Source organism: Prescottella agglutinans (assembly GCF_004011865.1).
In the GTDB taxonomy this organism is placed as follows: Bacteria; Actinomycetota; Actinomycetes; order Mycobacteriales; family Mycobacteriaceae; genus Prescottella; species Prescottella agglutinans.
In genome coordinates, this window is record NZ_RKLP01000004.1 from 21,533 (window position 1) to 45,611 (window position 24,079).

21 protein-coding genes and 2 pseudogenes are annotated in these 24,079 nt (G+C 68.4%); 13 read left to right on the forward strand and 10 right to left on the reverse strand.

Annotation, left to right across the window (positions count from 1 at the left end; translation table 11 throughout):
- The first annotated feature begins 7 nt into the window (after positions 1-7).
- The 6 genes from EGT67_RS09025 to EGT67_RS09050 all read left to right on the forward strand — a co-directional run bounded on the left by EGT67_RS09025 (position 8) and on the right by EGT67_RS09050 (position 5,313).
- Positions 8-805, forward strand: coding sequence for a pyrimidine reductase family protein (locus EGT67_RS09025; RefSeq protein ID WP_127915743.1), 798 nt, complete (start codon positions 8-10; stop codon positions 803-805).
- Complete coding sequence (locus EGT67_RS09030) at positions 798-2,393, forward strand: alpha/beta fold hydrolase (protein ID WP_127915744.1); 1,596 nt, start codon at positions 798-800, stop codon at positions 2,391-2,393. Before EGT67_RS09025 ends, EGT67_RS09030 begins: the two co-directional genes overlap by 8 nt.
- A gap of 51 nt (positions 2,394-2,444) precedes the next feature.
- The gene (locus EGT67_RS09035; protein ID WP_241565952.1) at positions 2,445-3,695 is read left to right on the forward strand and encodes a glycosyltransferase family 87 protein; all 1,251 of its coding nucleotides are present in this window, start codon (positions 2,445-2,447) and stop codon (positions 3,693-3,695) included.
- 34 nt (positions 3,696-3,729) lie between these two features.
- The gene (gene msrB, locus EGT67_RS09040) at positions 3,730-4,167 is read left to right on the forward strand and encodes a peptide-methionine (R)-S-oxide reductase MsrB (RefSeq protein WP_127915746.1); all 438 of its coding nucleotides are present in this window, start codon (positions 3,730-3,732) and stop codon (positions 4,165-4,167) included.
- A 91-nt stretch (positions 4,168-4,258) separates the two neighbouring features.
- Positions 4,259-4,621, forward strand: a complete 363-nt coding sequence (locus EGT67_RS09045; protein ID WP_127915747.1) for a PadR family transcriptional regulator — start codon at positions 4,259-4,261, stop codon at positions 4,619-4,621.
- Entirely contained in the window at positions 4,618-5,313 is a 696-nt protein-coding gene (locus EGT67_RS09050; RefSeq protein ID WP_127915748.1) for a hypothetical protein, read from the forward strand. The genes EGT67_RS09045 and EGT67_RS09050 overlap by 4 nt, the downstream gene beginning before the upstream one ends.
- Here the strand turns inward: EGT67_RS09050 and EGT67_RS09055 are convergent.
- Genes EGT67_RS09055 through EGT67_RS09065 form a run of 3 tightly spaced genes read right to left on the reverse strand, consistent with a single transcriptional unit; the run spans position 5,259 to position 8,920 of the window.
- Entirely contained in the window at positions 5,259-6,266 is a 1,008-nt protein-coding gene (locus EGT67_RS09055) for a DUF1648 domain-containing protein (RefSeq protein WP_127915749.1), read from the reverse strand. The two genes, EGT67_RS09050 and EGT67_RS09055, sit on opposite strands and share 55 nt — an antisense overlap.
- Entirely contained in the window at positions 6,263-6,613 is a 351-nt protein-coding gene (locus tag EGT67_RS09060) for a GntR family transcriptional regulator (protein WP_127915750.1), read from the reverse strand. The genes EGT67_RS09055 and EGT67_RS09060 overlap by 4 nt, the downstream gene beginning before the upstream one ends.
- Positions 6,614-6,649: 36 nt before the next feature.
- On the reverse strand, positions 6,650-8,920 hold the full coding sequence (locus tag EGT67_RS09065; RefSeq protein ID WP_127916051.1) for a molybdopterin guanine dinucleotide-containing S/N-oxide reductase: 2,271 nt from the start codon (positions 8,918-8,920) through the stop codon (positions 6,650-6,652).
- A 587-nt stretch (positions 8,921-9,507) separates the two neighbouring features.
- Here EGT67_RS09065 and EGT67_RS09070 point away from each other — a divergent pair.
- From EGT67_RS09070 to EGT67_RS25265, 3 genes and pseudogenes are all read left to right on the forward strand, one after another.
- Complete coding sequence (locus EGT67_RS09070) at positions 9,508-10,023, forward strand: hypothetical protein (protein WP_127915751.1); 516 nt, start codon at positions 9,508-9,510, stop codon at positions 10,021-10,023.
- Positions 10,024-10,039: 16 nt separating this feature from the next.
- Positions 10,040-11,665 carry an ATP-binding protein gene (locus EGT67_RS09075; protein WP_164877511.1) on the forward strand — a complete coding sequence of 542 codons (1,626 nt, stop codon included), beginning with the start codon at positions 10,040-10,042 and terminating at the stop codon, positions 11,663-11,665.
- A gap of 409 nt (positions 11,666-12,074) precedes the next feature.
- Positions 12,075-12,202, forward strand: a pseudogene (locus EGT67_RS25265) (ATP-binding protein); the annotation flags it as partial.
- 82 nt (positions 12,203-12,284) lie between these two features.
- On the opposite strand, the pseudogene EGT67_RS09085 reads toward EGT67_RS25265, so the two are convergent.
- The 5 genes and pseudogenes from EGT67_RS09085 to hemE form a co-directional block, all read right to left on the reverse strand.
- Positions 12,285-12,473, reverse strand: a pseudogene (locus EGT67_RS09085) (chlorite dismutase family protein); the annotation flags it as partial.
- A gap of 20 nt (positions 12,474-12,493) precedes the next feature.
- Complete coding sequence (locus EGT67_RS09090) at positions 12,494-13,615, reverse strand: endonuclease/exonuclease/phosphatase family protein (RefSeq protein ID WP_164877512.1); 1,122 nt, start codon at positions 13,613-13,615, stop codon at positions 12,494-12,496.
- A gap of 113 nt (positions 13,616-13,728) precedes the next feature.
- Positions 13,729-14,424, reverse strand: coding sequence for a hydrogen peroxide-dependent heme synthase (hemQ, locus tag EGT67_RS09095; protein ID WP_127915754.1), 696 nt, complete (start codon positions 14,422-14,424; stop codon positions 13,729-13,731).
- Positions 14,425-14,428: 4 nt separating this feature from the next.
- Complete coding sequence (locus EGT67_RS09100; protein WP_127915755.1) at positions 14,429-15,793, reverse strand: protoporphyrinogen oxidase; 1,365 nt, start codon at positions 15,791-15,793, stop codon at positions 14,429-14,431.
- Positions 15,790-16,857: a uroporphyrinogen decarboxylase gene (gene hemE, locus EGT67_RS09105; RefSeq protein ID WP_206612329.1), complete on the reverse strand. Its 1,068-nt coding sequence runs from the start codon at positions 16,855-16,857 to the stop codon at positions 15,790-15,792. The genes EGT67_RS09100 and hemE overlap by 4 nt, the downstream gene beginning before the upstream one ends.
- Before the next feature lie 118 nt (positions 16,858-16,975).
- Between hemE and EGT67_RS09110 the strand changes: the two genes are divergently transcribed.
- Positions 16,976-17,569, forward strand: a complete 594-nt coding sequence (locus EGT67_RS09110; RefSeq protein WP_127915757.1) for a DUF3000 domain-containing protein — start codon at positions 16,976-16,978, stop codon at positions 17,567-17,569.
- A gap of 27 nt (positions 17,570-17,596) precedes the next feature.
- Positions 17,597-19,117: a hypothetical protein gene (locus EGT67_RS09115; RefSeq protein WP_127915758.1), complete on the forward strand. Its 1,521-nt coding sequence runs from the start codon at positions 17,597-17,599 to the stop codon at positions 19,115-19,117.
- On the opposite strand, the gene EGT67_RS09120 is transcribed toward EGT67_RS09115, so the two are convergent.
- A complete protein-coding gene (locus EGT67_RS09120) occupies positions 19,114-20,373 on the reverse strand; it encodes an alpha/beta hydrolase (protein WP_127915759.1) in 1,260 nt (419 codons plus the stop codon). The two genes, EGT67_RS09115 and EGT67_RS09120, sit on opposite strands and share 4 nt — an antisense overlap.
- A 69-nt stretch (positions 20,374-20,442) precedes the next feature.
- Between EGT67_RS09120 and EGT67_RS09125 the strand changes: the two genes are divergently transcribed.
- Positions 20,443-21,870, forward strand: coding sequence for a WS/DGAT/MGAT family O-acyltransferase (locus EGT67_RS09125; protein ID WP_164877513.1), 1,428 nt, complete (start codon positions 20,443-20,445; stop codon positions 21,868-21,870).
- On the opposite strand, the gene EGT67_RS09130 is transcribed toward EGT67_RS09125, so the two are convergent.
- Positions 21,815-22,666, reverse strand: a complete 852-nt coding sequence (locus EGT67_RS09130; RefSeq protein WP_127915760.1) for an alpha/beta fold hydrolase — start codon at positions 22,664-22,666, stop codon at positions 21,815-21,817. The two genes, EGT67_RS09125 and EGT67_RS09130, sit on opposite strands and share 56 nt — an antisense overlap.
- A gap of 162 nt (positions 22,667-22,828) precedes the next feature.
- Here EGT67_RS09130 and EGT67_RS09135 point away from each other — a divergent pair, with 162 nt between their 5' ends.
- Complete coding sequence (locus EGT67_RS09135; protein ID WP_127915761.1) at positions 22,829-24,061, forward strand: ribonuclease D; 1,233 nt, start codon at positions 22,829-22,831, stop codon at positions 24,059-24,061.
- Positions 24,062-24,079: the final 18 nt, after the last annotated feature.

Here is a 24,079-nt window from a genome sequence, read left to right on the forward strand (position 1 = left end):
ACGTGCTGTGATCGAACACGTGCACCGTCTGGATTTTGCGACCTACCTCACACGCGACGCGGGCAGTGCCGGTCGGCCGCCGGAGTTGAGCGACGACGACCTGCGTTCACTGTACGGCTATCCGGCCGCGCTGGACCGCCCGTGGGTCCGTGTCAACTTCGTCTCGAGCATCGACGGTGCGGTGGCCGTCGACGGCGCCTCCGCCGGCCTCGGCACACCCGCGGACAAGCGGGTGTTCACGGTGCTGCGCGAACTCGCCGACGTGATCCTCGTGGGAGCCGGCACGGCGCGCACCGAGAACTACGGCGGCGCCCGCACCGACCCGACCCTGGCCCGTCGCCGACTCGGATCCGGGCTCTCCGAGGTCCCGCCGATCGCCGTCGTCACCGCGAGTGGTCGTGTCGACCCGACGTCGCGGCTGCTGACCGACACCGCCGTCCCGCCGCTGGTGCTCACCTCCACCCGCGCCGACGCCGATAACCTCGCCCGCCTGCGTGACGCGGGCGCCCGCGTCGAGATCGTCTCCGACGGCGACGTCACGGGAACCGCCGTCGTGGCGGCTCTGCGGCGCCGGGGGCTGCACCGGGTCCTGTGCGAGGGCGGGCCGGGCCTGTTCGGCACCCTGACCGCGGACGGCGCCGTCGACGAACTGTGCCTGACGACGTCCCCGCAGCTGGTGGCCGGCCGGAGCGGGCGGATCGCGGTCTCCCCCAACGCGAATCCGACGCCGATGACCCGCGCGCACGTGCTCGGCGACGACGACGGGACCCTCCTCACTCGCTGGGTGCGCACCCCCGATGAGTGACCGACCTGGCAGGCTGTCCGGCATGCAGTCGCGTGTGAGCAGGATCGGTGTCGCAGCGATCGCCGGGGCCGTTCTCGCCGCCGGCACGGCGTGCGGCGCCGGACCGTCCGACCGACCCGACATCGCGGTGGTCGAGCACGGTGGCGGTTCCGCGCCGACGTCCGACGCGGCGGACCGGATCCCGCCGCTGCAGACGCCGGTCCGGGACCTCGACTGGGTGGACTGCAAGGACACCACGCTCAGGGCGCTCGGGCTCGGATCGGGCCCGGAGGGGCTCTCGTTCGAGTGCGCCAGCCTGCTGGCGCCGATCGACAGCGTCAGCGGCGCGGCCGGCCCGATCGAGATCGGCGCCGCCCGGGCCAAGCTGCCGCAGACCCCCGCGGAAGCTGCTCCCCTGGTCCTGACGTCGGGATCCGACGTCGCGTCGACGAACACGCTGGCCGCGTTGGCGACCGGTCCGAGTTCGGGGCTGCTCGAACGACAGCCGATCGTCGCGGTGGACCGGCGCGGCATCGGCGCGTCGACGCCGATCGACTGTGGCCGGACGGCCGACCGCAGCGGCCTCGCCGATCTCGGACAGTTCACGCCCGGTGACGCGTCCGGCGTCGACGAGGTGGCCGCGCTGAGCCGCGACGTGACCGTGGCGTGCACCGACGCACTGCAGCCTCAGGAGTTGGCGTTCGACACCGCGCACGCCGCCGACGACCTCGAACAGCTGCGAAAGCTGTGGCAGGTGAACAGCCTCGGGCTGCTGGGCACCGGCAACGGCGCCGCGGTCGCGCTGGCGTACGCCGCGAAGTACCCGAGCGGCGTGGGCCGGCTGGTGCTGGACTCGCCCGCCGCGACCACCGCCGACGCGTCGACCGCCGCCGAGCAGCGCCTCCAGGGCCAGGAGGCGGCCCTCGCCGACTTCAGCCGCCGCTGCGCCGCGTTGGAGTGTTCGCTGGGTCCGGATCCGTCCGCGGCGATCGTGGCGTTGCGGGACCGCGCGGCCGCGGGTCAGCTCGGGACGGTGTCGTCGAGCGCGCTACTGGGCGCCGTCTCGGCGTTCCTCGGATCGCCGCGCGGCGACCAGGTGGACCGCGTGCGGGAACTGTCCGACGTGCTGGCCGCGGCCGGACGCGGCGACCTCGCACCTCTGCAGGGCCTGATCGGCGCGACGCGGGCAGCGGTCGGCACCGACGGCCAGTTCGTGGCGCGCTGCAGCGACGGCCAGCAGTGGCCGGGACCGGGGCGCGCCAAGGAACTGCAGCGGACCTGGGCCGACCGGTACCCGGTGTTCGGCGCCGACGCCGCCGTCGGGCTCATGCGGTGCTCGGCGTGGCCGACGATGTCGCCGCCGCCGCTCCCCAGCACCGTCCCGGTGCCGGTCCTCGTGTTCAACGGTGCCGCCGATCCCGTGGTCGGCAATGCCGGCGTCGCCACGGTCACCGGCACCCTCACGAGCGCGGACACCACGTGGTCGAACGTGGCATGGGCGGGTTACGGGCATCCGGTCACGACGCATTCGGACTGTGCGCGCCAATCCCTCGGCCGCTACCTGGATTCGGCGTCGTTGCCGGCGAACGGGAGCGTCTGCCCGGCGTGACGCTCGGGGTGGCCGCCCCGTCCGGACACCCCCGCGGTGTACCGTGCCGTAGTGTTCCTTCGACGATTCGAGCCGCGTACCGGCCGCACCACCGCCGAGGTCATCAACTTCGCGCTCTGGCCCCTCGCCGTGATGACGGTGATCCACCGAGTAGTCATCAAGGCGGTCAACGGATCCGTCACCGACGACTTCTCGCCCGTGTACCAGGCCGCGCTGGCGTTCCTCAATCGTCGTGAGGTCTACACCGCCAACTTCAATTCGGTGGATCCGCACTACCTGTATCCGCCGAGCGGAACGTTGCTCATGGCGCCGATCGCCATCATCGATCCCGAGAAGTCCCGCTGGCTGTTCATCCTCGTCAACGCGATCGCCGTCATCATCGCGCTGTACCTGCTGCTGAAGATGTTCAACCTGGCGCTGAACTCGATCGCCGCACCCATCCTGCTGTTCGCCGCGTTCTCCACCGAGACCGTGTCCAACACGCTGATCTTCTCCAACATCAACGGCCTCGTCCTGCTCGGCGAGATCGCGTTCCTGCTGCTGCTGTTGCGCCGCAAGGACCTGTGGTCGGGTGCCGCGATCGGCCTGACCTTCGCGGTGAAACCCATTCTCGCGCCGCTGCTGTTGCTGCCGCTGGTGCGCGGCCAGTGGAAGGTGTTCGTCACCGCGATCGGCATTCCGCTGATCCTGATGGCCGTGGCGTGGCCGCTGTCGGCAGACCCGATGGATTTCGTCCACCACACGCTGCCGTACCTGATGGAGTCGCGCGACTACTTCAACAGCTCGATCGTCGGCAACGGCACCTATTACGGCCTGCCCGTCGCGCTGATCTGGGCGCTGCGGATCGCATTCGCCGCCATGGTCGCGGTGTCGCTGTGGCTGCTGTACCGGTACTACCGCAACGACGAACTGTTCTTCGTCGCGACCGCGTCCGGTGTGCTGCTGGCGGGTTCCTTCCTGATCGGCTCCCTCGGCCAGCTGTACTACTCGATGCTGCTCTTCCCGCTCGTCATGACGGTCGTGCTGCGCAACTCGGTGATGCGCAACTGGCCGGCCTGGCTTGCCGTCTACGGGTTCCTCAGTGCCGACGACTGGATCTCGCACCGGTTCGTGGAGGCCGGACGCACCGCCGAGTACCTCAAGCCCACGATGGGCTGGAGCCTGCTGCTCATCGTCGTGTTCGCGGTGCTGGTCAACCGGTACCTCACCGCGAAGCGGGAGGGCCGCCTGGACCAGGGCATCGACCCGGACTTCCTCGTCGCCGACCGGGCCGCACCGGCCCCGACGCCGGCGAAGGTGTGACACGGATGCGGCCGCGTCGTACTAGCGTGGTGGCATGAGTTCCACACAGGATTCCGGTCTCCCCGAACCGAAGTTCCGCCTGGGCGACGGCGAGTGGCGCGCGCACCTGACGCCCGAGGAGTACCACGTGCTCCGTCAGGCCGGGACCGAGCCACCTCACGTCGGTGAGTACACGAACACCACGACCGAGGGCGTGTACTCGTGCCGGGCCTGCGGCGCCGAACTGTTCCGCAGCACCGAGAAGTTCGAATCGCACTGCGGGTGGCCGTCGTTCTTCGATCCGGCCGACTCCGACGCGGTGATCCTGCGCGCCGACGACTCGCTGGGCATGCGCCGCGTCGAGGTCCTGTGCAGCAACTGCCACAGCCACCTCGGCCACGTCTTCGAGGGCGAGGGCTACCCCACGCCGACGGACAAGCGCTACTGCATCAACAGCATCTCGCTCACGCTCCAGCCGGCCGACGGCTCCTAGAACGGAGGATTGCCCCGGCGACGCCGCCAGTCGCCGGGGCAGTTTCTCGTTTCACTACCTTGCTCACCAAGATACTGCTACCTTGCTGTGCATGAGTCCATCGGTCGAACGCCGCAGCCTGATCCTCCGGGGCGTGCTCGATATCTGCCTGCTCGCCCTGCTCCGGGAACAACCCGTCTACGGCTACGAACTCACCGAGAGACTGGCCGAGCGGGACCTACTGGTCGCGGGAGGTTCGTCCTACCCACTGCTCGCCCGCCTCGAGAAGGCCGGATTGGTCGAATCCGAGAGTCGCCGATCCGAATCGGGCCCGCCGAGGAAGTACTACTCGTTGTCCGCCGCCGGCCGCGAAGCCCTCGCGGAGGGCACCGCCGAATGGTTCACGGTGGCCAAGAGCGTCGCCGCACTACTTGATCCGATCTCGGAAACCACATCAGGGGAGGAATCAGCATGATCGAGGCAAGCATCGAACACACGGAACCGTCAGCGCCGGAAGACGGTCCGAAGATCCTGCGGGATGCCAAGCGCATCTGGCGCAGAGCGGGGGTTCGACGCGCCGACCGCCGCGCCCTGCTCACCGAACTGTCGGACGAACTCACCGCCGCCGACGCCGACGGCCTACCCACGAGCGCGGTGGTCGGCGAGAATCCGGAAGAGACGCTGCGGGCCTGGGCCGACGAGCGCGGGCTGTCCGGACGGGCCCTGCGACTCGGCGTCGTCCTGCCGGTAGCGTTCACCGGCATCGCCCTCGGTTTCGCGCTCCTAGCCGTGTTCCTGTTCATCGGGTTCACGAGGAAGAACGTCGCCATCGAACCCCCATACCTGATCCTCGGCCTGTATGCAGTGACGGCGCTGCTCGCGTATCTGCTCGCCGTCACAGGCACGTTCATCGTCCTGCGACAGGTAGGCGATCCGCGGTCGGGAAGCACCGCCCGGTGGCTCGCCGCCACCCTGCCCGCCGGCGCCGCGGTGGCAACGGCGGCGGGTGTCGGCGTCGCACGCCTTCTCGGATTCACGACCGAACCGGAAACGTTCGTCGCGACGATCGGCATCGTCTGCGTCGCGCTCGCCGTGACCGCAACCGTTGCCCGCTACTTGGCTACCCGCCCGCGCGCGGCGAGCGAGTTGAGCACGGCTGCCGCCTGATCCGCGCCGTCGACGGTGACGGTGAACTTGGATCCGTCACCGCGAGTCACGCGCAGCGCCGCGCCGGGGCGCACGAGCAGACCGACACCGTCGGGACCGACGCGGTAGCCGATGCCGCCGAAGCGGTTGATCAGCCCGATCTTCACGACGTCGGCGCGGGCGATCTCGTCGAGCGGGATCCGCCTGCGCCCGCCGGTGAGGACGTAGCGTGTCTCGAGCCCGCGGCCGTCCACCACGACGTGCACGGGCGCGAGGGCTAGCCCCATCAGCAGCGCGCCGACGACCGCGGCGACGAGCAGCATCGGCACCGCGTCCTCGGACGACGCCCAGACGACGGACACCACGATGACGATCGGCACCAGCGCGAGCACCACGGCGAGCCATCGCGGCATGGCCGCCGTTCCCGTCCACACGACGGTCTCCGTGTCGGCGAGATTCATCCGTGCCGCATCCGACGGCGGGGCCACTGCGACCGCCCCCACCGGATCGGGGCGCCCGACCAGAGCGGACCCGGCAACCGCCGCGACGATTCCGACGAGCACCGCCGGCACCAGCCACCATCCGGCGAACGAGGCCTCGGCCGCGTCGGTGAGTCCGCGCTGGGCGGCGAGCATGCCGACCGGCAGCACCGCGACCGCGGTGCCGGTACCGGACGCGATCGCGGCCCCCATCCGGGCCGCACGCACGTCGCGCCGCGTGAGCAGCAACAGAATTCCGCCGAGGAGCACCGCAAAGGCCAGACCCATCAGTGGCGACCACTGCGCCGCGGCGCGTGAGGCGAAACCGTCCGCGGCCCCACCCGGCCCGAAGTGGACGGCGACCGGATCGGGCAGGTCACCGGCCCATGCCGTGAGCACGGCGATCGCACCCGCCGCCGCCACGAGGGGCGCGCCCATCGCACCCGCGAACCCCCGCAACCACGAAACCCTCTGCGCCGGAATCGAGTCGGTCATGTCATCTCCCTCTTCACCAGGTCGAGCAGGTCGGCCGCGCTCATGCCGTGCCGCTTCGCTTCCGTGACGAGTCCACGGACCGCGTCCAGCAACCGACTCGTGGCGGAGGCGTCCGCGGCCACCACGGCGCCGCGACCGCGTCGCAGTTCGATCAGCCCCTCGTCGCGCAGCAGTTGGTACCCGCGGAGCACGGTGTGGACGTTGACGTCCAGCGACGCCGCTAGGTCGCGCGCGGAGGGCAACCGCTCCCCTGCCGTGACGGAACCGTCGGCGATCGCGCCGCGCACGGACGCGGCGAACTGCTCGTACAGCGGCACGGCGGACGACTGATCGATACGGATGAGCACACACCCACCATATTGTTCTAGTTCAAATAGAACAAGTCAGAGCGGAGGGTCGAACGCCTTGATCGGGGGCAGCGCGCCGTCGAAGTGCTCGATCTGCACCAGCACGTGCTGGCCGGTACAGCCGTGCGACAGCCGCGAACTCCCGATGTCGGCGGTGAGCACGTTGGGGTTGCCGTGCACGCACATCGAGTCGGGGTCGGACGGGTCGAGCGGGTCGTACCAGGCTCCGGTCGACAACTGCACCACCCCGGGGCGGACGCCGTCGTCGAGCACGACGCCGGCGAGGCAGGCTCCGCGGTCGTTGAACACCCGGACCACGTCGCCGGCCGCGAGACCCCGATCGGCGGCATCGTCGGGATGTATGCGGATCGGTTCGCGCCCGCGGATCTTCGACGCCTGACTGGTCGCGCCGTGGTCGAGTTGTCCGTGGAGGCGGGTCCGAGGTTGGTTCGCGATCAGGTGCAGCGGAAACTGCTGCGCGCGCTGCCCGCCCAGCCACTCGTCGGGTTCGTACCAGCGCGGGTGTCCGGCGCAGTCGTCGTAGCCGAACTGGTCGATGTCGGCTGAGAAGATCTCGATGCGCCCGCTCGGCGTGGTCAGGGGATTGCGCCGCGGGTCGTCCCGGAACTCCGAGAACAGCGACAGCCCGTCCTCGGTGCGCATCCGCACATGTCCGCGCCGCCAGAACTCGCCGAACGAGGGCGCCTCCAGGTGCGCCGGGTCCGTCCGCACGAATCCGCGCCACTGCTCGTACAGGTGCTCGATCCACTGCTGCGCGGTGCGGCCCTCGGTGAAGCGTTCCCCGAATCCCAACCGGTGCGCGAGCGCCGAAAACGTGTCGTAGTCGTCGCGCGCGTCGGCGTGCCGGGGCGCCGCCTGGTGCATGGCGACCAGCAGCGGATCGTTGCGGGTGCACGCGAGATCGTTGCGTTCGAGCGACGTGGTCGACGGGATCACGATGTCGGCGTGCCGGGCCATCGGCGTCCAGTACGGCTCGTGCACGACGATCGTGTCCGGTCGAGCCAGCGCCCGCCGCAGCCGGGCCAGGTCCTGGTGGTGGTGGAACGGATTGCCGCCGGCCCAGTAGACCAGGCGGGTGTCCGGGAAGGTGAGGCGCCGGCCGTCGAAGTCGAACTCCTCCCCCGGGTGCAGCAGCAGATCCGCGATCGCGGCCACCGGGATGAGGTCGGGCACCGGGTTGCTGCCCTGGAACAGCGTCGGCAGCGGGTACGGCACCGGGGCCAGTCCGGGCTCGTTCATCGACCCGTAGCCGTGGCCGAATCCGCCTCCGGGAAGCCCGATCTGGCCGAGCATCGCGGCGAGCGTCACACCCATCCACGGAGCCTGCTCGCCGTACCGGACGCGCTGCAGCGACCAGGTCACGGTGACCATCGTGCGACTGGCAGCCATCCGGCGGGCCAACGCGGTGATCTGCTCCGCCGGCACCCCCGACAGCGCCGACGCCCACTCCGGCGACTTGGGGACGCCGTCGTCGTCCCCGAGCAGGTAGCGCTCGAACCGGTCGTAGCCGACGCAGTACCGGTCGAGGAAGTCCTTGTCGTGCAGCCCCTCCGAGGCCAGGACGTGCGCGAGGCCGAGCATGATCGCGACGTCGGATCCCGGGATCGGCGCGATCCACTCGCACCGCCCGTGCACGTCGTCGCGCAGGGGGCTGATCGAGACCACCTCGCCGCCCCGCTCACGCAGCCGGTCGAGACCGCTGCGGGTCGGGTGTTCACTGGTACCGCCGCCGTTGACTGCGGTGTTCTTCAGCGGCACTCCGCCGAAGCACACCATCAGATCGGTGTGGGCGGCGATGACGTCCCAGTTGGTGGAGCGGGCGAACAGCTTCCAGTGCGTGCCCACGACGCGCGGCATGATCACGCCGGTCGCGCCGAGCGAATAGGTGTGCACCGAGCGGGTGTAGCCGCCGAGCATGTTGAGGAACCGGTGCACCTGACTCTGCGCGTGGTGGAACCGGCCCGCGCTGGCCCAGCCGTAGGAGCCGCCGAAGATCGCGCGGTTGCCGTGCTCATCGACGACGCGGCGAAGTTCCCGCGCCAGCAGGTCCAGCAGTTCGTCCCACGACACGGCCACGAACTCGTCGGCGCCGCGCAGGTCGGACGGGCCGGGGCCGGATTCGAGCCAGCCCCGCCGGACCGCCGGTCCGGTGATGCGGGAGCGGTGCCGCACCGACCCGGGCAGATTCCCCAGGATCGGCGACGGATCGGAGTCCCCCGCGTACGGATGTACGGCGCTCACGTCACCGTCGACGGACTCCACCTCGAACATGCCCCAGTGCGCCATGTGCTGGTACCGGCCCTCAGAACTCACGGGCACAAGTCTGCCAGCGGGACGCGGAGGCACGAGAAGAACGCCAACTCAGGCTATCGCCTGGCCTTCCGCCGTCGTGGGCGGCGGTTACTGGTCCGGTCTCGGTGAATGCACTGGCCGACTCGGCATACAGAATGGTGACGGTTCCCTACACGCCGGTCCCGACATTTCTCCAGTGCACCCGGCCCTTCCGTCAGTCCACCAATCGACAGGAACACCCACATGCGGAGCCGTGGGCTCCGACGCAAGCCGACCTCCCCGGGCAGTCTCTCACTGCCGAACACCGGAAGCGCTGCCGAAACAACCGATCCGATGTAGCCTAGGCCGACACGCCAGACGCGTGCAGAATCGACGCTAGGCACTTCTGGCTGATCACGCCAAGGCCCTCAGGGCGACACGTTAGAGCACTAACTGACATACACGATTTGCCGCCCGCACGCCCGGAGAAACATGTGGACCCATGCTGAAATCTGGGCGCTGCACATCCCGCGAACGATGCTGGTGTAAGTTCCCGTAGCGGCGCCGCGTCGGCGGTGCTGGACTTGAGAATCGGGGAGGGTATGCCGACGCTGTCGACCGCGGATGAACTGCTCTTGAGCATTGCTGGCGCAAAGTCAACCGCAATTTCAAGCATTCCGAACTTCATTGGAAAAGGATTCAATTCGGCCAAGCTAATCTCGCAGGTCACTTCAGACAGGTTCGACCTAGCGGGCGAGCACCTTCGGATCGGCGACTACTTCTTTAGGCAGGGGGAGTTCAGGGCTTCAATCAGCCGACATTACTACGCAATGTACCATTCCGCTCGAGCGGTGGTGTTTGCAGTAGTTCAGGGCGATGATTTTCAGCAGCACTCAGTTCTTCCAAACAATCTGCCCGGGGACTTACCCCCGTCGAAAGCTGCGGCGCCCTGGCGGGATGAGCTGACAAAGGCTCGGCTCACTCGAAATCAGGCGGACTACGACCTGTATCCACTATCGAAAGAAAAATGGGAGCACGACGCGCGAAATCTGGCTGCGATCGCCCCACTCTTCGTATCAGCATTTTCAGACTACGCATTGGATAAGGGTTTGGTTTAATATGTCAAGCAACTCGATGGATCTGATACGGCCGACACTCGACGGTGCCGGCATCGTCGCTTTGGAAATTCAGGAACGAGAGTTCCCAGGCGAGCACTGGGTAATTATTACGGTTGACCCCAAGTCAGTTGCACTCGGCCAAAGTCTTGCGGGAGAATTGGAAAAGCGACTTCTCCGTGGCGACGAATCATCGATTACCGTATTGTTCCGAGGGGCTATCCACGACTCTACCGATGCGGAAGATTCACAGTCTGGCGGTAAGCTGGCCGATCCTGCAGTCGATCGCCTAATTCAGCTTCTCGAAGCGCGTTCGCGCACCTCCGATGCTGTCCCCAGTTTGAAGTACATGGAGGACCCAAGGGCGAGTTTGCCGGCAATCGGATCTTCTAGACATCACCTTATCTATGGACGTCGCGGCGTGGGCAAGACTGCGCTCTTGCTTGAAGTTAAGCGGCAAGCCGAAGAAGCCGGCCATGTTGTGGTCTGGCTCAATTCACATACCATTCGGCGCCTAAATGCCGATGAGGCATTTTCGGTAGTCGTCGAATCGATTCTTGAGGCAGTGGTTATTCGAGCTGGCTCAAGTGAATCGTCGGCAATTTCCGTGTTGGACCAACTGCGGCAAACAATATCCGAATCCACCGATTCGGGGGCGACCGCCGTTAGCAAGATTCCCGAGATGAATCGAACCCTGCGCAGGGTGCTAAGAACTGATCTGCTGAGGCTGTTCGTCTTCCTGGATGATTTCTACTTGTTGGATTCGACAGTCCAGCCGTATCTACTGGACCACGTTGCTAGCGTATTGCGCGATTGTGATGCATGGATGAAAATCGCAAGCATCGAGCGTTTGACGCGCCCCTTCGAAGTATCGACTAAAGTCGGAATTGAATCGCCTCATGATGCACTGATTGTGGATCTCGACGTCACATTGGAGAACCCCAGCACTGCGCAAAACTTCCTTGAATCAGTACTTGAGTCGTACCTTTCCACTGCCGGCATTAAGTCGGCTAGGAAGATTGCAAAGATCCAGGCCCTGGGACGGCTGGTCCTCGCGTCGGGTGGCGTACCTCGAGACTACCTGAACCTGTTTTCTGCTTCGATTCTTGCTGCTCGCGACCGCAGCTCACAGGCGGCGGAAATCGGGAAAGAAGATGTTGCGGTTGCTGCAGGAAGGTACTCAAGAAGTAAGAAGCGCGACCTTGAACAGGATGTTATGGAAGAGAGTTCAGCGATCATCATCTCCGCTCTGGAGGATGTGAAATCTCAGGCGAAGGACTCGGGAACCACGTATTTCAAGGTTGATATTGCACAAAAGACGCATCCGGGGTATGAGATATTGGCCGATCTTGTGGATCTGAGATTTGCACACTTGGTTCAGTCATCGATTTCTGATCAGCATCGCGCTGGCGTGAAGTATGAGGCATATGTGCTTGCATTGAGTGAGTACACCGAGGTTAGACTTCATCGCGGCCTGGACATTCTCGATATCGAAAATGGGCAGTGGCTGTGGCAGAAGACAGGAAAGGCGGGTACGTCTACAAAACTTACAGCCACAAATTTTCGCGACAAGTTGCGCCTCGCTCCACTCCTCGATCTTGACCGACTTGCGAAGTTCGCTAATACCGTCGAAGAATCTCCGTAGTGGGGCTCTTCAAGAGTTGGAGCGAAGTTCACGGCGCGCGACTCCACCGCAGATCCGGACGGGTGTCGCTGCCCGGGGTGCGGCGCAGTCGGCCGGGATCGGCACACGATCGTGCGGGTAGTGACGGACCTGCCCGTGGTTGGACTCCCACCAATCCTACTGGTTAAGGCTCCAGCCTTCCACTGCGCGCATGCTTGGTGTGAGCGAGAAGCGTTCCCTTACAACACAGATCGGCTCGCCTCCACTGGGGCGTCGACCTCTCGGCGATATGTTCGTTATGTGCTGCGGCGGTTGATGGTCGACCGCACGTCGTCGCCGCTGTCGTCGCCAGGGAGCCCGGTGCGTCCTTGGACACATTCGACACGATCATGGTCGACGCCACCACAAGGATCGTCGGCATCCGCCCTGTTTTCAGGTTGTGGCGCAGTGCTATCTGAAGACCTCGATCGTGATCACTACCAACCGCGGCGTCGGCGAATGGAGCGACGTCCTCGGCGACACCACCGCGCTGCGGCCACGCTCGACCGACTCCCGCACGGTTGCGGACACCGACGAGTACCGCTGTACATACGAAAACACCCCACACCTCTCCGGTGCGGGGTGTTTTCGTATCGGATGAGGGCAGCGATTTGACCAACTGCTCGACGCTCACGCGTGGACCGCTGAAGAACGGGATCTCCTCGCGCACGTGCATGCGGGCCTCGGTGGCGCGCAGATCGCGCATGAGGTCGACGATGCGGTCCAGCTCGGAAGCCTCGAACGCGAGGATCCACTCGTAGTCGCCGAGCGTGAACGCGGGCACCGTGTCCCCGGTGGCCCCACCGGCCGCTACTTGAGCTTGAGCTCTGCCACCACACCGGCGTGATCCGACGCCCACAGCGGTGCTGGCGCCCCACGGAACGGGTTCGCGCCGACTTGCGTCGCCTTCTTGGCCTGCCAGTCACCCTTGGTCAACACCAGGTCGATTCGGGTGGCGTTCTCCGAGACCGGGTTGGTCAGCAGCTCGTTCTGGCAGCAGGTCGGCCCGGGCGCGTTGCGAGTGGCCGCGGGCCAGGCGTCGACGAGACCCCCGGCGACCAGGTTCGCGTAGGTCGGTGTGGTCGATCCGCCTGCGTCGGAGTTGAAGTCACCGACGGCGATCACCGGCAGCGGACTCGTGTTGACGATGGCCAGCGCCTCGGACCCCTGCGCGACCTGGATCGCCGGCGCCGGGGACTCGGTTTCGAGGTGGGTGTTGAAGAAACGGAACGACGCACCGTTGACGGTCGCGTCGACCGATGTCCAGCCGCGAGTGAACGTGACCGGCTGACCGGTCACCGTCGGCACGGTGAGCTGGGCGGCGTAGCGGCCGTCGGCCGGGTTCGAGGTAGTGACGCCGGCGCGCGCCAGGATCACGTCCCGGTCGGTGAGCCGGATGTCCGACAGCGGCAGCCCCACCGCCGGATTGACCGGCGCGGCCGGGTCCAGGTAGGGCGCCTCGACGTCCGCGTTCGTGGATGTCGAGACCACCGTGTAGTTCAGGCCGCGTTCGGCCAGCTCGCCCTGCAGGATCGTGAGGAAGTCCTGGAACACCGTGGTGGCGTTGGGGCCGGTGAGATCGGAGGGTGTCTGCGTCCGCCAGAGCGAGACCTCCTGCAGGCCAACCAGGTCCGGGCCGTTCGCGGCAATCTCGTCGGCCAGCGCCTCGGCACGGGCCGGGAAGTCAGTGGCGATCACGTTGGCCCGGGCCTGGGTGACGGCCTCGACGAACTGCTGGAAGGTCGTCGAGGTCACGATGTCGGTCAGTCCCGTACCCAGGTACAGGTTCCGGGTCATGACGGTGACCTTCTTGTTGTTCGGTTCGCCGCCCGGTTTCGCTCCCGCCGCGGGCAGTGCGACGCCGGCGAACAGGGCCAGGAACGCAAAAAGGACGGCGAGACGCCGTCCTGTGCTGGTGATGCGATTCGACATACTGGGTCCTCCCGTGCTGGTCGGTGACCTGAACATCACGAGGAGGTTCTCACATCGCGGGCGGTCGACGACCGGAAACGGATCGATCACGATCCGGCCGCCGACCGACGCGATCAGGGCAGGGAGTTCACCAGCTGCTCGACGCTCACGCGCGGACCCGTGAAGAACGGGGTCTCTTCGCGCACGTGCATGCGGGCCTCGGTGGCGCGCAGGTCGCGCATCAGGTCGACGATGCGGTCGAGCTTGGGGGCCTCGAACGCGAGGATCCACTCGTAGTCGCCGAGCGCGAACGCCGGGACGGTGTTGGCGCGGACGTCCGGGTAGGTGCGGCCGGCCATGCCGTGATCGGCGAGCATCTTGCGGCGGTCGGCGTCGGGCAGCAGGTACCACTCGTACGAGCGCACGAACGGGTACACGCAGATGTAGTCGCCCGGCTCCTCGCCGGCGATGAACGCCGGGACGTGGCTCTTGTTGAATTCGGCGGGACGGTGCAGCGCGACGTTGGACCACACCGGGTCGCTGGCCTGGCCGAGGTCGGTGGTACGGCGGAAGTCCGCGTACAGCTTCTGCAGATCCTCGAGGCGTTCCGCGTGCGTCCAGATCATGTAGTCGGCGTCGGCGCGGACACCCGCGACGTCGTAGATGCCGCGGACGACGGTGTCGGTGTCCTCGTAGGACGCGAAGAAGTCCTGCGCGTTCTTCACCGCGGCGGCGCGGTCCTCACCGAGGACGCCGGGCTGTGCCTGGAAGACCGAGAACATCGCGTAGCGAAGGGTGGAATTGAGCTTGTCGAAATCGAGGCGTGCCATGGCCTCATCCTGCCACTCGTGCCGCGAGCCGTGTCGCGGCCGTCGTCGCCGCCGCGACGCAGGCCGGAACCCCGACCCCGTGCAGGTAGGCGCCCGCCACCTCGAGGCCGTCGACGTCGGCGACCGCATCCTCGATCGCCGCGACCCGATCCAGGTGACCGGGCGCGTACTGCGGCAGCCCGCCGTGCCAGCGCTGGACGAACACGTCCACCGGTTCGGTCGACACACCGGTCACCGTCTCGAGGTCGGCGCGGGCCATGGCGATCAGGTCGGCATCCGGTGCGTCGACGACGGCGGCGTCCCCGAAGCGGCCGTACGACGCCCGTACCAGCGTGACTTCCCGCTCGGCCAGGTGCGGCCACTTGCGACTGGACAGCGTGAACGCCTTGGCACCCAGCGACTCCCCCGTCGCGACGAGGATGCCGGAGTTCTCCGGAACCCCGGTCTCGTCCGGCAACGCGAGTGCGACGACCGCGGACGAGGCGAGTTCGATGTCGCGCGCGGCGGCGGCCAGGTGCGGCGCCGCGTCGGCCACCAGGCCGACCATCTCCGGGGCGGGGGCGGCGACCACCACGCCGTCGACGTGTCCGACCGGGTCGAGCCACCAGCCGTCGCCGTCACGGCGCAGCCCGGTCGCCGGCGCGTCGAGGATGGTGCGCGGGTGGGCCGCCTCGCGCAGCGCCTCGAGCAGGGCGCCGTACCCGTCGCGCAGGGTCCCGAACACGGGGCCGGGCGACGGTGTCGGCAGCGCGGCCGTGACCGCGGCCGTGAGGCTGGTCGCGCCCGCGTCGAGCGCGGCGGCCAGTGCCGGCAGCGCGGCCCGGACGCCGATCGAATCGGACAGCCCCGAGTACACGCCGCCGAGCAGCGGGTCGACGCTCCGGCGCACCACCTGCTCGCCGAATCGGCCGCCGACGAGCGTCGCGACGTCGAGGTCCGCGGACGGATCCCAGTCCAGCGGCACCGACGGCTCGGCCGTGATGCGCGCGAGGGTGTCGGCGTCGACGAGTCCGGCCACGGACTGCGCGGTCGACGGGATGCCCATGAGCGTGCGGGTGGGCAGCGGGTGCAGCGCGCCCTCCGACCAGATGAGCGGCTGGCGCCCGGCGGGATGGACCAGCTGGTCCTCGAGCCCCAGTTCGACGATCAGGTCCGCGACCTCGGGCCGGCGGGCGATGAACGCCTCGGCGCCCACGTCGACCGGGCCGTCACCCAGGGGCACCGTCCGCAGCTTGCCGCCCAACCGGGACCCCGCCTCGACGACGGTGATCTCGGCGTCGGCACCGAGCTGCTGCCGCAGGCGGTACGCGGCGACCAGACCGGTGACGCCGCCACCGACGACCGCTACCGACACGCGCCGAGATGTCACAACGAATGCACCAGCTCCACCACATCGGTCAGGACGGCCGGATCGGTCTCCGGGAGCACGCCGTGTCCGAGGTTGAAGATGTGTCCGGTCGCGCCGGCCGCGACCGCGGCGTCCGCCTCGCGGCAGATGCGACGGACCTGCTTCTCGATCGCGTCCCAGCCCGCGAACAGCACCGCCGGGTCCAGGTTGCCCTGCAGCGCCTTGCCCGGTCCGACGCGGCGCGCGGCCACGTCGAGCGGAATGCGCCAGTCCACACCGACGACGTCGGCGCCGGCCTCGCCCATCGCGCCGAGCAGCTCGCCGGTGCCGACACCGAAGTGGATGCGTGGCACGCCCGCCGACTCGACCTCGACGAAGACGCGCTCGGAGTGTGGCAGCACGAACTCGCGGTACTCGGCCAGCGACAGCGCGCCCGCCCAGGAGTCGAACAGCTGCAATGCGTCGACACCCGCGTGCAGCTGCGCCTGCAGGAACCCGATCGTGATGTCGGTGATCCGGCCCAGGAGCGTGTGCCACGTCTTGGGGTCGGCGTGCATGAGCGCCTTGGTGCGCTCGTGGTTGCGGCTCGGGCCGCCCTCGACGAGGTACGACGCGAGCGTGAACGGCGCACCGGCGAAACCGATCAACGCCGTCTCGCCGAGTTCCGCGGTGAGCAGGCGCACGGCCTGCGCGACGGCACCGACCTCGTCGGGCACCAGCCGCGGCAGCGCCTCGACGTCGGACACCGTCCGCACCGGGTTCGCCACGACGGGGCCCACCCCCGCCACGATGTCGAGGTCGATACCGGCCGCCTTGAGCGGAACGACGATGTCGGAGAAAAGGATCGCCGCGTCGACCTTGTGCCGCCGGACAGGCTGCATCGTGATCTCGCAGACGAGCTCGGGGTCGAAGCAGGATTCGAGCATCCCGATTCCTGCCCGGATCTCCCGGTACTCCGGCAACGAGCGTCCGGCCTGACGCATGAACCACACGGGTCGATGCTTCACCGGACGGCCGGTGGCCGCCGCCAACAACGGTGCGTCGTCGAGCACCCGCCGAGCGGGGTATTCCGCGCGCCCGGTCATCCCTGCATTCGTATCTTCCAAGCCGCTCATCGGGCTCCATGCTGCCACGAGTTGGACGCCCCGCAGAATCGGCGCGCCTCCGACGCGCTACCAGGTGCGGCGTCTAACGTCCGCAGTTGTGACGACCCCGGGATTGCCGAAAGAACCAGCCCAGTTCCGCGCCGCTGTCGACGCGATGAACTCGGCTGCGGTTCACCCGGATATCGAACTCGGTCCCATCCGCCCGCCGCAACGACTCGCGCCCTTCAGCTACGCGCTCGGCGCCGAGGTGCGCCACGCCGAGACCGGCGCCGTCGCCGAGCACTCCGAGGGGGACGCGTTCGGCCGCCTGATCCTGCTGTACGACCCGGACGGCGACGAGGCGTGGAACGGCACCATGCGGCTGGTCGCGTACATCCAGGCAGACCTCGAGCCCGCGCTCGCCGCCGATCCGCTGCTACCGGAGGTCGCGTGGAGCTGGCTCGTCGACGCGCTCGACGAGAAGGCAAACGAGATCCTCGCGCTGGGCGGCACCGTCACCGCCACCAGTTCGGTGCGGTACGGCGACATCGCGGGCCCACCGCACGCGCACCAACTCGAGCTGCGGGCGTCGTGGACCGCGACGTCGACGGCCCTGGCCTCCCACGTCGAGGCGTTCTGCGACGTGCTCGCCTACGCGGCGGGCCTTCCGCCCGCGGGGATCACCAAACTCGGTCGTCGACCGAGGTCCTGAGGGACGCCCGCTCCGCCCTCGACCCCGATGCCGAACCGAACTCTCACCGTGTACGTCCCCGGTTGGATCATCGAGGACAGGTCGCTCGACCCGCCGTCGGTGGGGGCGGTGATGTCGGCACTCCTCCAGTTCGATCGGCGGCATCCGCGAGCTCCGCGCGAGGCTACGAGCGAACTCGTCGCGCTGGCGCGGCCCGTGTTCGGTAGGAATCCCGTCGTGTACCCCGACGGGACGACGCGCTGGCCGACGATCCTCCGAGGCGACGGGTGGAGCGCCGAGTGGGCGGCCGATCGACCGATGACCGGGTACGTGCGGCTGGCCGGAACGCTGTTCGCGCAACTCGATCTCACGGACACGCTCGCCGACCAAGGCGATCCGGTACGCGGCCTCGTCACCCGGGTCCGTGTGATCACTCGTCCGGACGATGGCCGCGAGCACGGCTACCTCGACGTCGACGTCTCACCGTCCCGGTTCGACGGGCACGACACGACCGGCGTACTGGTCGACCTCGACCTGGGCGCCGTTCCCAACCCGCCTCTACGACCAGCGCTGATACCCGCTTCGGTCAGCGCGCACGGAACCGACGTCTGGGTCCTGGACCGGGACCTGCCCGTACTCGTGCGCCTCGCGAACGCCACCACGAACCCCGTCGCCACCGAGCACGCACTGCCGGCGGCCATCCTGCGGCCGTCGGCGCCTCGCATGCGCCGGGTGCACGCCGACCGGACCGGCTGCTGGGTCACCGGCGCCGACGGGATCCTCCGGTGCACCCTCGAAGCCGACGGGTCGCTGTCGACCGCGTGGGTCGACGAAGGCGACGCCCGTACGTCGGACGGGTGTGACGACACAGTGTTGGCGATCGGACCGACACACCCCGGCATGCGTCTGGACCGCGACGCCGGCGTCGTCCCCATCGACCTGCCGAGCGAACCGGCTCGCCTCGTCCGTCCCGGATCGCTGCCGGTACCCGTCGCGCTGCCGCCGGGATCGGTCCAATCGACGACGTCGACCGCAGGCGGGTTCGCCCTCCTCATGTGGCGGTCGAAGGAGCGGGACTATCGGATCGTCACTGTCACACTCGACGGCACCGTGACGACCGGGGAACGACTCGTTTTCGACGAGGCGCATCCCTTCCCTCGCTTCGCGGGATCGGAGCACCTGGTCACCCGGAACGGCCTGTGGCGGGTCGACCGTGCCGGGGTCGAGAGGATCCGCCGGTTGGCGGCGATGCCACCGTCGTGCGGCGTAGCCGGAGACGCCCTGTGGCTGGTGATCGACCGCCGCCACCCGGGGCACGACGAAGCGGCGTGGCCGCTCGACCGGTCGACCGACGTACCGCCGCGTGGCGCGGGGCAGTACCTCCTCGCCATCGTCGACAAGGCCACGCTCGAGGTGCGGGTCAGCGTCCCGCGTGAGCACACGGATCCCGAACTCGCCGCCACCGACGACGGCACCCTGTGGATGGCGGGCGATGCGTTGGAGAAGGTCTCGGTGTCCGGGACAGTCGAGAAGCTTGATCTCGCAACCCTTCTCGCCTCGCCGGGCTAGCCCGCCGCCTCGGTGGAGGCCGCTTCACCCGAGTGCTGGCGGGCCCGCGTCCAGTCCAGGAAGTCGGCAACGCCTCGGGCGACGGCGGCGCTGCGGATCGACGGGAAGATGTCGAACGCGTGCTGAGCCCCGCGCAGTTCCGCGTAGGCGACGGCGTTCTCCGACACCTCGCGCAGCCGCCGGACGAACTCGCGCGCCTCGGCGACGGGGATGAACGAGTCGCTGGCCCCATGGACGACGAAGAACGGTGGCGCATCCGGCCGCAGATGGTTCAGCGGCGACGCCGCCTCGTAGTCCTCGGGGAACCGCGCGTTCTTGCCGAGCACCATCGGCATCAGCCCGGACTCCACCCGCTGGCGCGTGGCCTTGATCCCCGTCTCCCCCGCGAAGTCGTAGACGCCGTAGTGCGGGGCGCAGGCCTGGACCGAGGTGTCGGCGTCCTCGAACCCCGGTTGCAGGGTCGGGTCGCCCGCCGTGAGGGCGAGCATCGCCGCCAGATGGCCCCCGGCCGATCCGCCGGTGACGGCGACGAACCCGGGATCGCCGCCGTAGATCGACGCGTTGTCCCGCAGCCAGGCCACCGCCTGCTTGATCGCGATCAGGTGCGCCGGCCACACCGCCTTCGGCGAGAGCGGGTAGTTGACCGCGGCGCATACCCAGCCGCGCGAGGCCATCTCCAGCATGAGCGGGATCCCCTGGTGGTCCTTGCTGCCGATGACCCAGCCGCCGCCGTGGATCTGCAGGAGGATCGGCGCATTCACCGGGACGTCGCGGCGGTGGTAGACGTCGATCAGGAACCGTCGGCCGCCCGGCGCGTACTCGAGGTTCGGCACCCGCACGACGTCGGCGTGACGCATCCGGAACGGCAGCGCCAGCTGCTGCCACGGCACCCCGGCGACGGTCTCCGCCCGGCCGGCCACGGACCTGTAGTCGGATCCGAGGGCCGACGTGAGCGCGGCCTCGACCTCCGATCGCGCACCGCGCCCGGTCGCGATCACCGCGGCGAGACCCGCGGCCGACAACCCCGCGGCGGCGACGGCGGCGACGTCGCCGCCGGTGCGAACTCCCCGCCGCGCCACGTGGATTGCCGTGTCGGCCAGCGTGGCCGCGAGCAACTGTGGAGCAAGCTCGGCGGTGAGCCAACCGGAGACGAACGTCGGGACGGAGAGCGGCATCCCGGGGATCGGCCGCAGCGCATTCGCCGCCAATGCCGCAGTTGCTACTTGCCGTAACAGGAACCGGTTTCTGAACGTCATTAACCAATTCAACCATGACTTTTGTCACACGGCCTGCATCAATCTAGAACAGGTTCTACCGTTAGCTGCATGGAGAGACTAAGTGGAATGGACGCCAGCTTCCTCTACCTCGAGACCCCCACCCAGATGCTCCACGTGTGCGGCCTGATCATCCTCGACGGGTCCACGATCCCCGGTGGCTATTCTTTCGCGAAGTTGCGCGACGAACTCGCGATTCGCGTAAAAGCGATGCCGAGCTTCAAGCGACGCCTCAAGGACACCCGGTTCAACCTCGACCACCCGGTGTGGGTGGACGACACCGATTTCGACATCGAACGCCACTTCCACCGGATCGCCGTCCCCGCCCCCGGCGGCCGCGACGAGCTGTCGGAGTTGTGCAGCTCGATCGCCAGCCAGCCCATGGACCGGTCCCGCCCGCTGTGGGAGATGTTCGTCATCGAGGGCCTCGACGACGGCTCCGTCGCCGTCATGTCGAAGATGCATCACGCGAACGTCGACGGCGTCACCGGCTCGAATCTGATGTCCCAGCTGTGCGGCCTCGAACCCGACGCCCCCCGGCCCGAGTTCGACCAGCTCCCCGAAGGCGCCGGCCGCGCCAGTTCGCTCGACATCGCCGTCAACGGCCTGATGGAGTTCGCGTCGCGCCCGCTCAAGATGGTGAAGCTGCTGCCGGACAGCGTTGCGCTGCTCCCCCGGTGGATCGGCCGGGCCCGCAAGGGCGAGGCGATGCCGACTCCGTTCACTGCGCCGCGCACGTCGTTCAACGGTGCGATCACCGGTCGCCGCACCCTCGCGTACACCGAGCTGAGCCTCGACGACATCAAGTTCGTGAAGAACACGTTCGGCGTCAAGGTGAACGACGTCGTGCTGACGTTGTGCGCCGGGGCGCTCCGCCGGTATCTCGAGGACCGCGACGAACTCCCCGACACGTCACTCGTCGCGACGGTGCCGGTCTCCGTGCACGACAAGTCGGACCGGCCGGGGACCAATCAGATCTCGGTGATGTTCACCCAGATGGGTACCGACATCGCCGATCCGGTCGAGCGGCTGCACACCATCTCCGAGCTGAACACCATCAACAAGGACCACCACAACGAGGCGCTCGGCGCCACGCTGCTGCAGGACTGGGCGCAGTTCGCAGCGCCCGCCACGTTCGGCAGCGCGATGCGGGTGTACTCCAAGCTGAAGCTGGCCGAGCGTCACCCTGTGGTGCACAACCTGGTGGTCTCGAACGTGCCCGGCCCGCCGTTCCCGCTCTACTTCCTCGGCGCGCGCATCAAGCAGATGTACCCGCTGGGACCGGTCTTCCACGGCGCCGGACTGAACGTGACGGTGATGTCGCTCGAGAACCGCGTCGACGTCGGCCTCGTCTCGTGCAAGGAACTCGCCCCGCACCTGTGGGATCTCGCGGACGCGTTCCCCGAGGCCCTCGCCGAGCTCGTCAAGGCCGCACGCGCGCAAGCACGGAAGAAGAAGCAGCCAGCAGTCCCTCGGTGAACGGTCCGGCGTTCATGACGCACGACGCGTGACCGCAGTCCACCTCGTACGTTGCGGCACCGGCGATCTGGCGGGCGAGCCAGCGCTGGCGCCGCGGCGGGATGATCATGTCCCTGGTGGGCACCACGACGGCGGTCGGGACGTCGATGTCGCCCACCCAGGCGGTGGAGTCGAACTTGCCGATCTCGGCGGTCGCCCGGCCGATCGCGCCGTAGCTCGTCTCCCTGAACTGTGAGTAGGCCCATACCCGGTCGCCGCCGAGGACGGGACCACCGACCGGCACCGGACCGGGCCGCGGCTTGAGCGCGCCCAAGCTGTAACTGAGCGACTCGAGTGCGACCCGTTCCCGCGAGTTCCGCTTGAAATGCGCCGCGCCCGCGCACAGGACGAGGCCGGCGACCCGGTCGCGGTGCCGCTTCCACACGAGCTGCGAGACGAGCGAGCCCATCGAGTACCCGACCGGCACGACCTGGTCGATGCCCAGCACGTCGGCGAGCGCGACGACGTCGTCGGCGCAGTCCTCGAGGGTGAATCGCCGGGACCGGATCCCCCGCCCGTGCCACCGCTGGTCGAGAATCACCACCCGCGCCTTCCGGGCGAGCTTGTCGATCGCGGGGTACCACGTCAGCGTCCCGGTGCAGGCGAGCGCATGCAGGAGCACCAGTGTCGGCTTGCCCTCATGCTCCAGGGAGTCGCCGGTGTCGATGACGTACGTGGAGCCGCGGCCGGGCAGTTCCACCATCGATCCGACCGGGACTGCACCGACGGGAGCGACGGCGGGCGCGAGATTGAGCATCGAATTCCCCCATTCAGATCCGATCGTCGAGACGAGTGCCACCAGCGACGCCTCACGTGGCCTTGGTCACTTGTCCAACATTTGACACAATTGCCGGAATCCTCCCGAATGTCAACGCGAGATCGCATCCAGACCCCGCCCCCACCAGTAGAGTTGCGCCCTATGCCAGATACCCCCGAGCCCGCCTCCGCCCCCGTACCCCTCCTGGTCCCCGCCGACGGAGTTCCGCCGGTGATCGAGACCGCCGAGGGCGTGCGCGACGCGGCGGAGCGACTCGCCGCGGGCAGCGGTCCCCTCGCGGTGGACGCCGAGCGCGCATCAGGGTTCCGCTACTCCTCGCGCGCCTACCTCGTGCAGTTGCGCCGCGCCGGGGCCGGTTCGTTCCTGCTCGATCCCATCCCGACCGTCGACGACCTCGAGCCGCTGCGCGACGCGATCAACGACCTCGAGTGGGTACTGCACTCCGCCGACCAGGACCTTCCGTGCCTGGCCGAACTGGGACTCGCGCCCGCCAAGTTGTTCGACACCGAACTGGCCGGACGCCTGGCAGGCTTCGAGCGCGTGGGGCTGGCGGCGATCGTCGAGCGCACGCTCGGGCTGGAGCTGCGCAAGGGCCACGGTGCGGCCGACTGGTCCACCCGGCCTCTCCCGGACGCGTGGCTCAACTACGCCGCCCTGGACGTCGAGGTTCTCCTCGAACTGCGCGAGGCGATGGCGAAAGAGCTTGCCGCGCAGGGCAAGACCGAGTGGGCGGCACAGGAGTTCGAGCACGTCCGGTCGGCCGGCCCGCCCCAGCCCAAGCCCGACCGGTGGCGCCGCACCTCGCAGATCCACAGCCTCAAGAGTCCCCGCCAGCTCGCGGCGGTCCGCGAACTGTGGACCGCGCGCGACGAGGTGGCCCGCAAGCGCGACATCTCCCCCAGCCGGATCCTGCCCGACTCGGCGATCGTCGCGGCCGCGAGTGCCGACCCCAAGAGCATCGACACGCTGCGGGCGCTGCCCGTGTTCGGCGGCCCACGCCAGCGCCGGTCGTCACGGCTGTGGCTCTCGGCCCTCGAACGCGCCCGCACGCTGCCGCAGAGCGAGCTTCCGCCGGTGAACCAGCCGTTCACCGGACCGCCGCCGCCGAGTCGCTGGGCCAAGCGCGACCCCGAGGCCGCCGCCCGACTGACCGCGGCGAAGACGGGTATTGCCGACCTGAGCGAGCGGGTCCATGTGCCCGTCGAGAACCTGCTCAGCCCGGATCTGGTGCGCCGCGTGTGCTGGGAGCCGCCGGCCGCCGACGTGGACTCGGGGCCGGCGATCGACGGCCTTCTCGCCGCGACGGGCGCGCGCCCGTGGCAGCGCGAACTGACGGTGCCGATCCTCGCGGAGGCCGTCCACGCGCAGCCGTGAGCAGCGGAAACCCTCCGT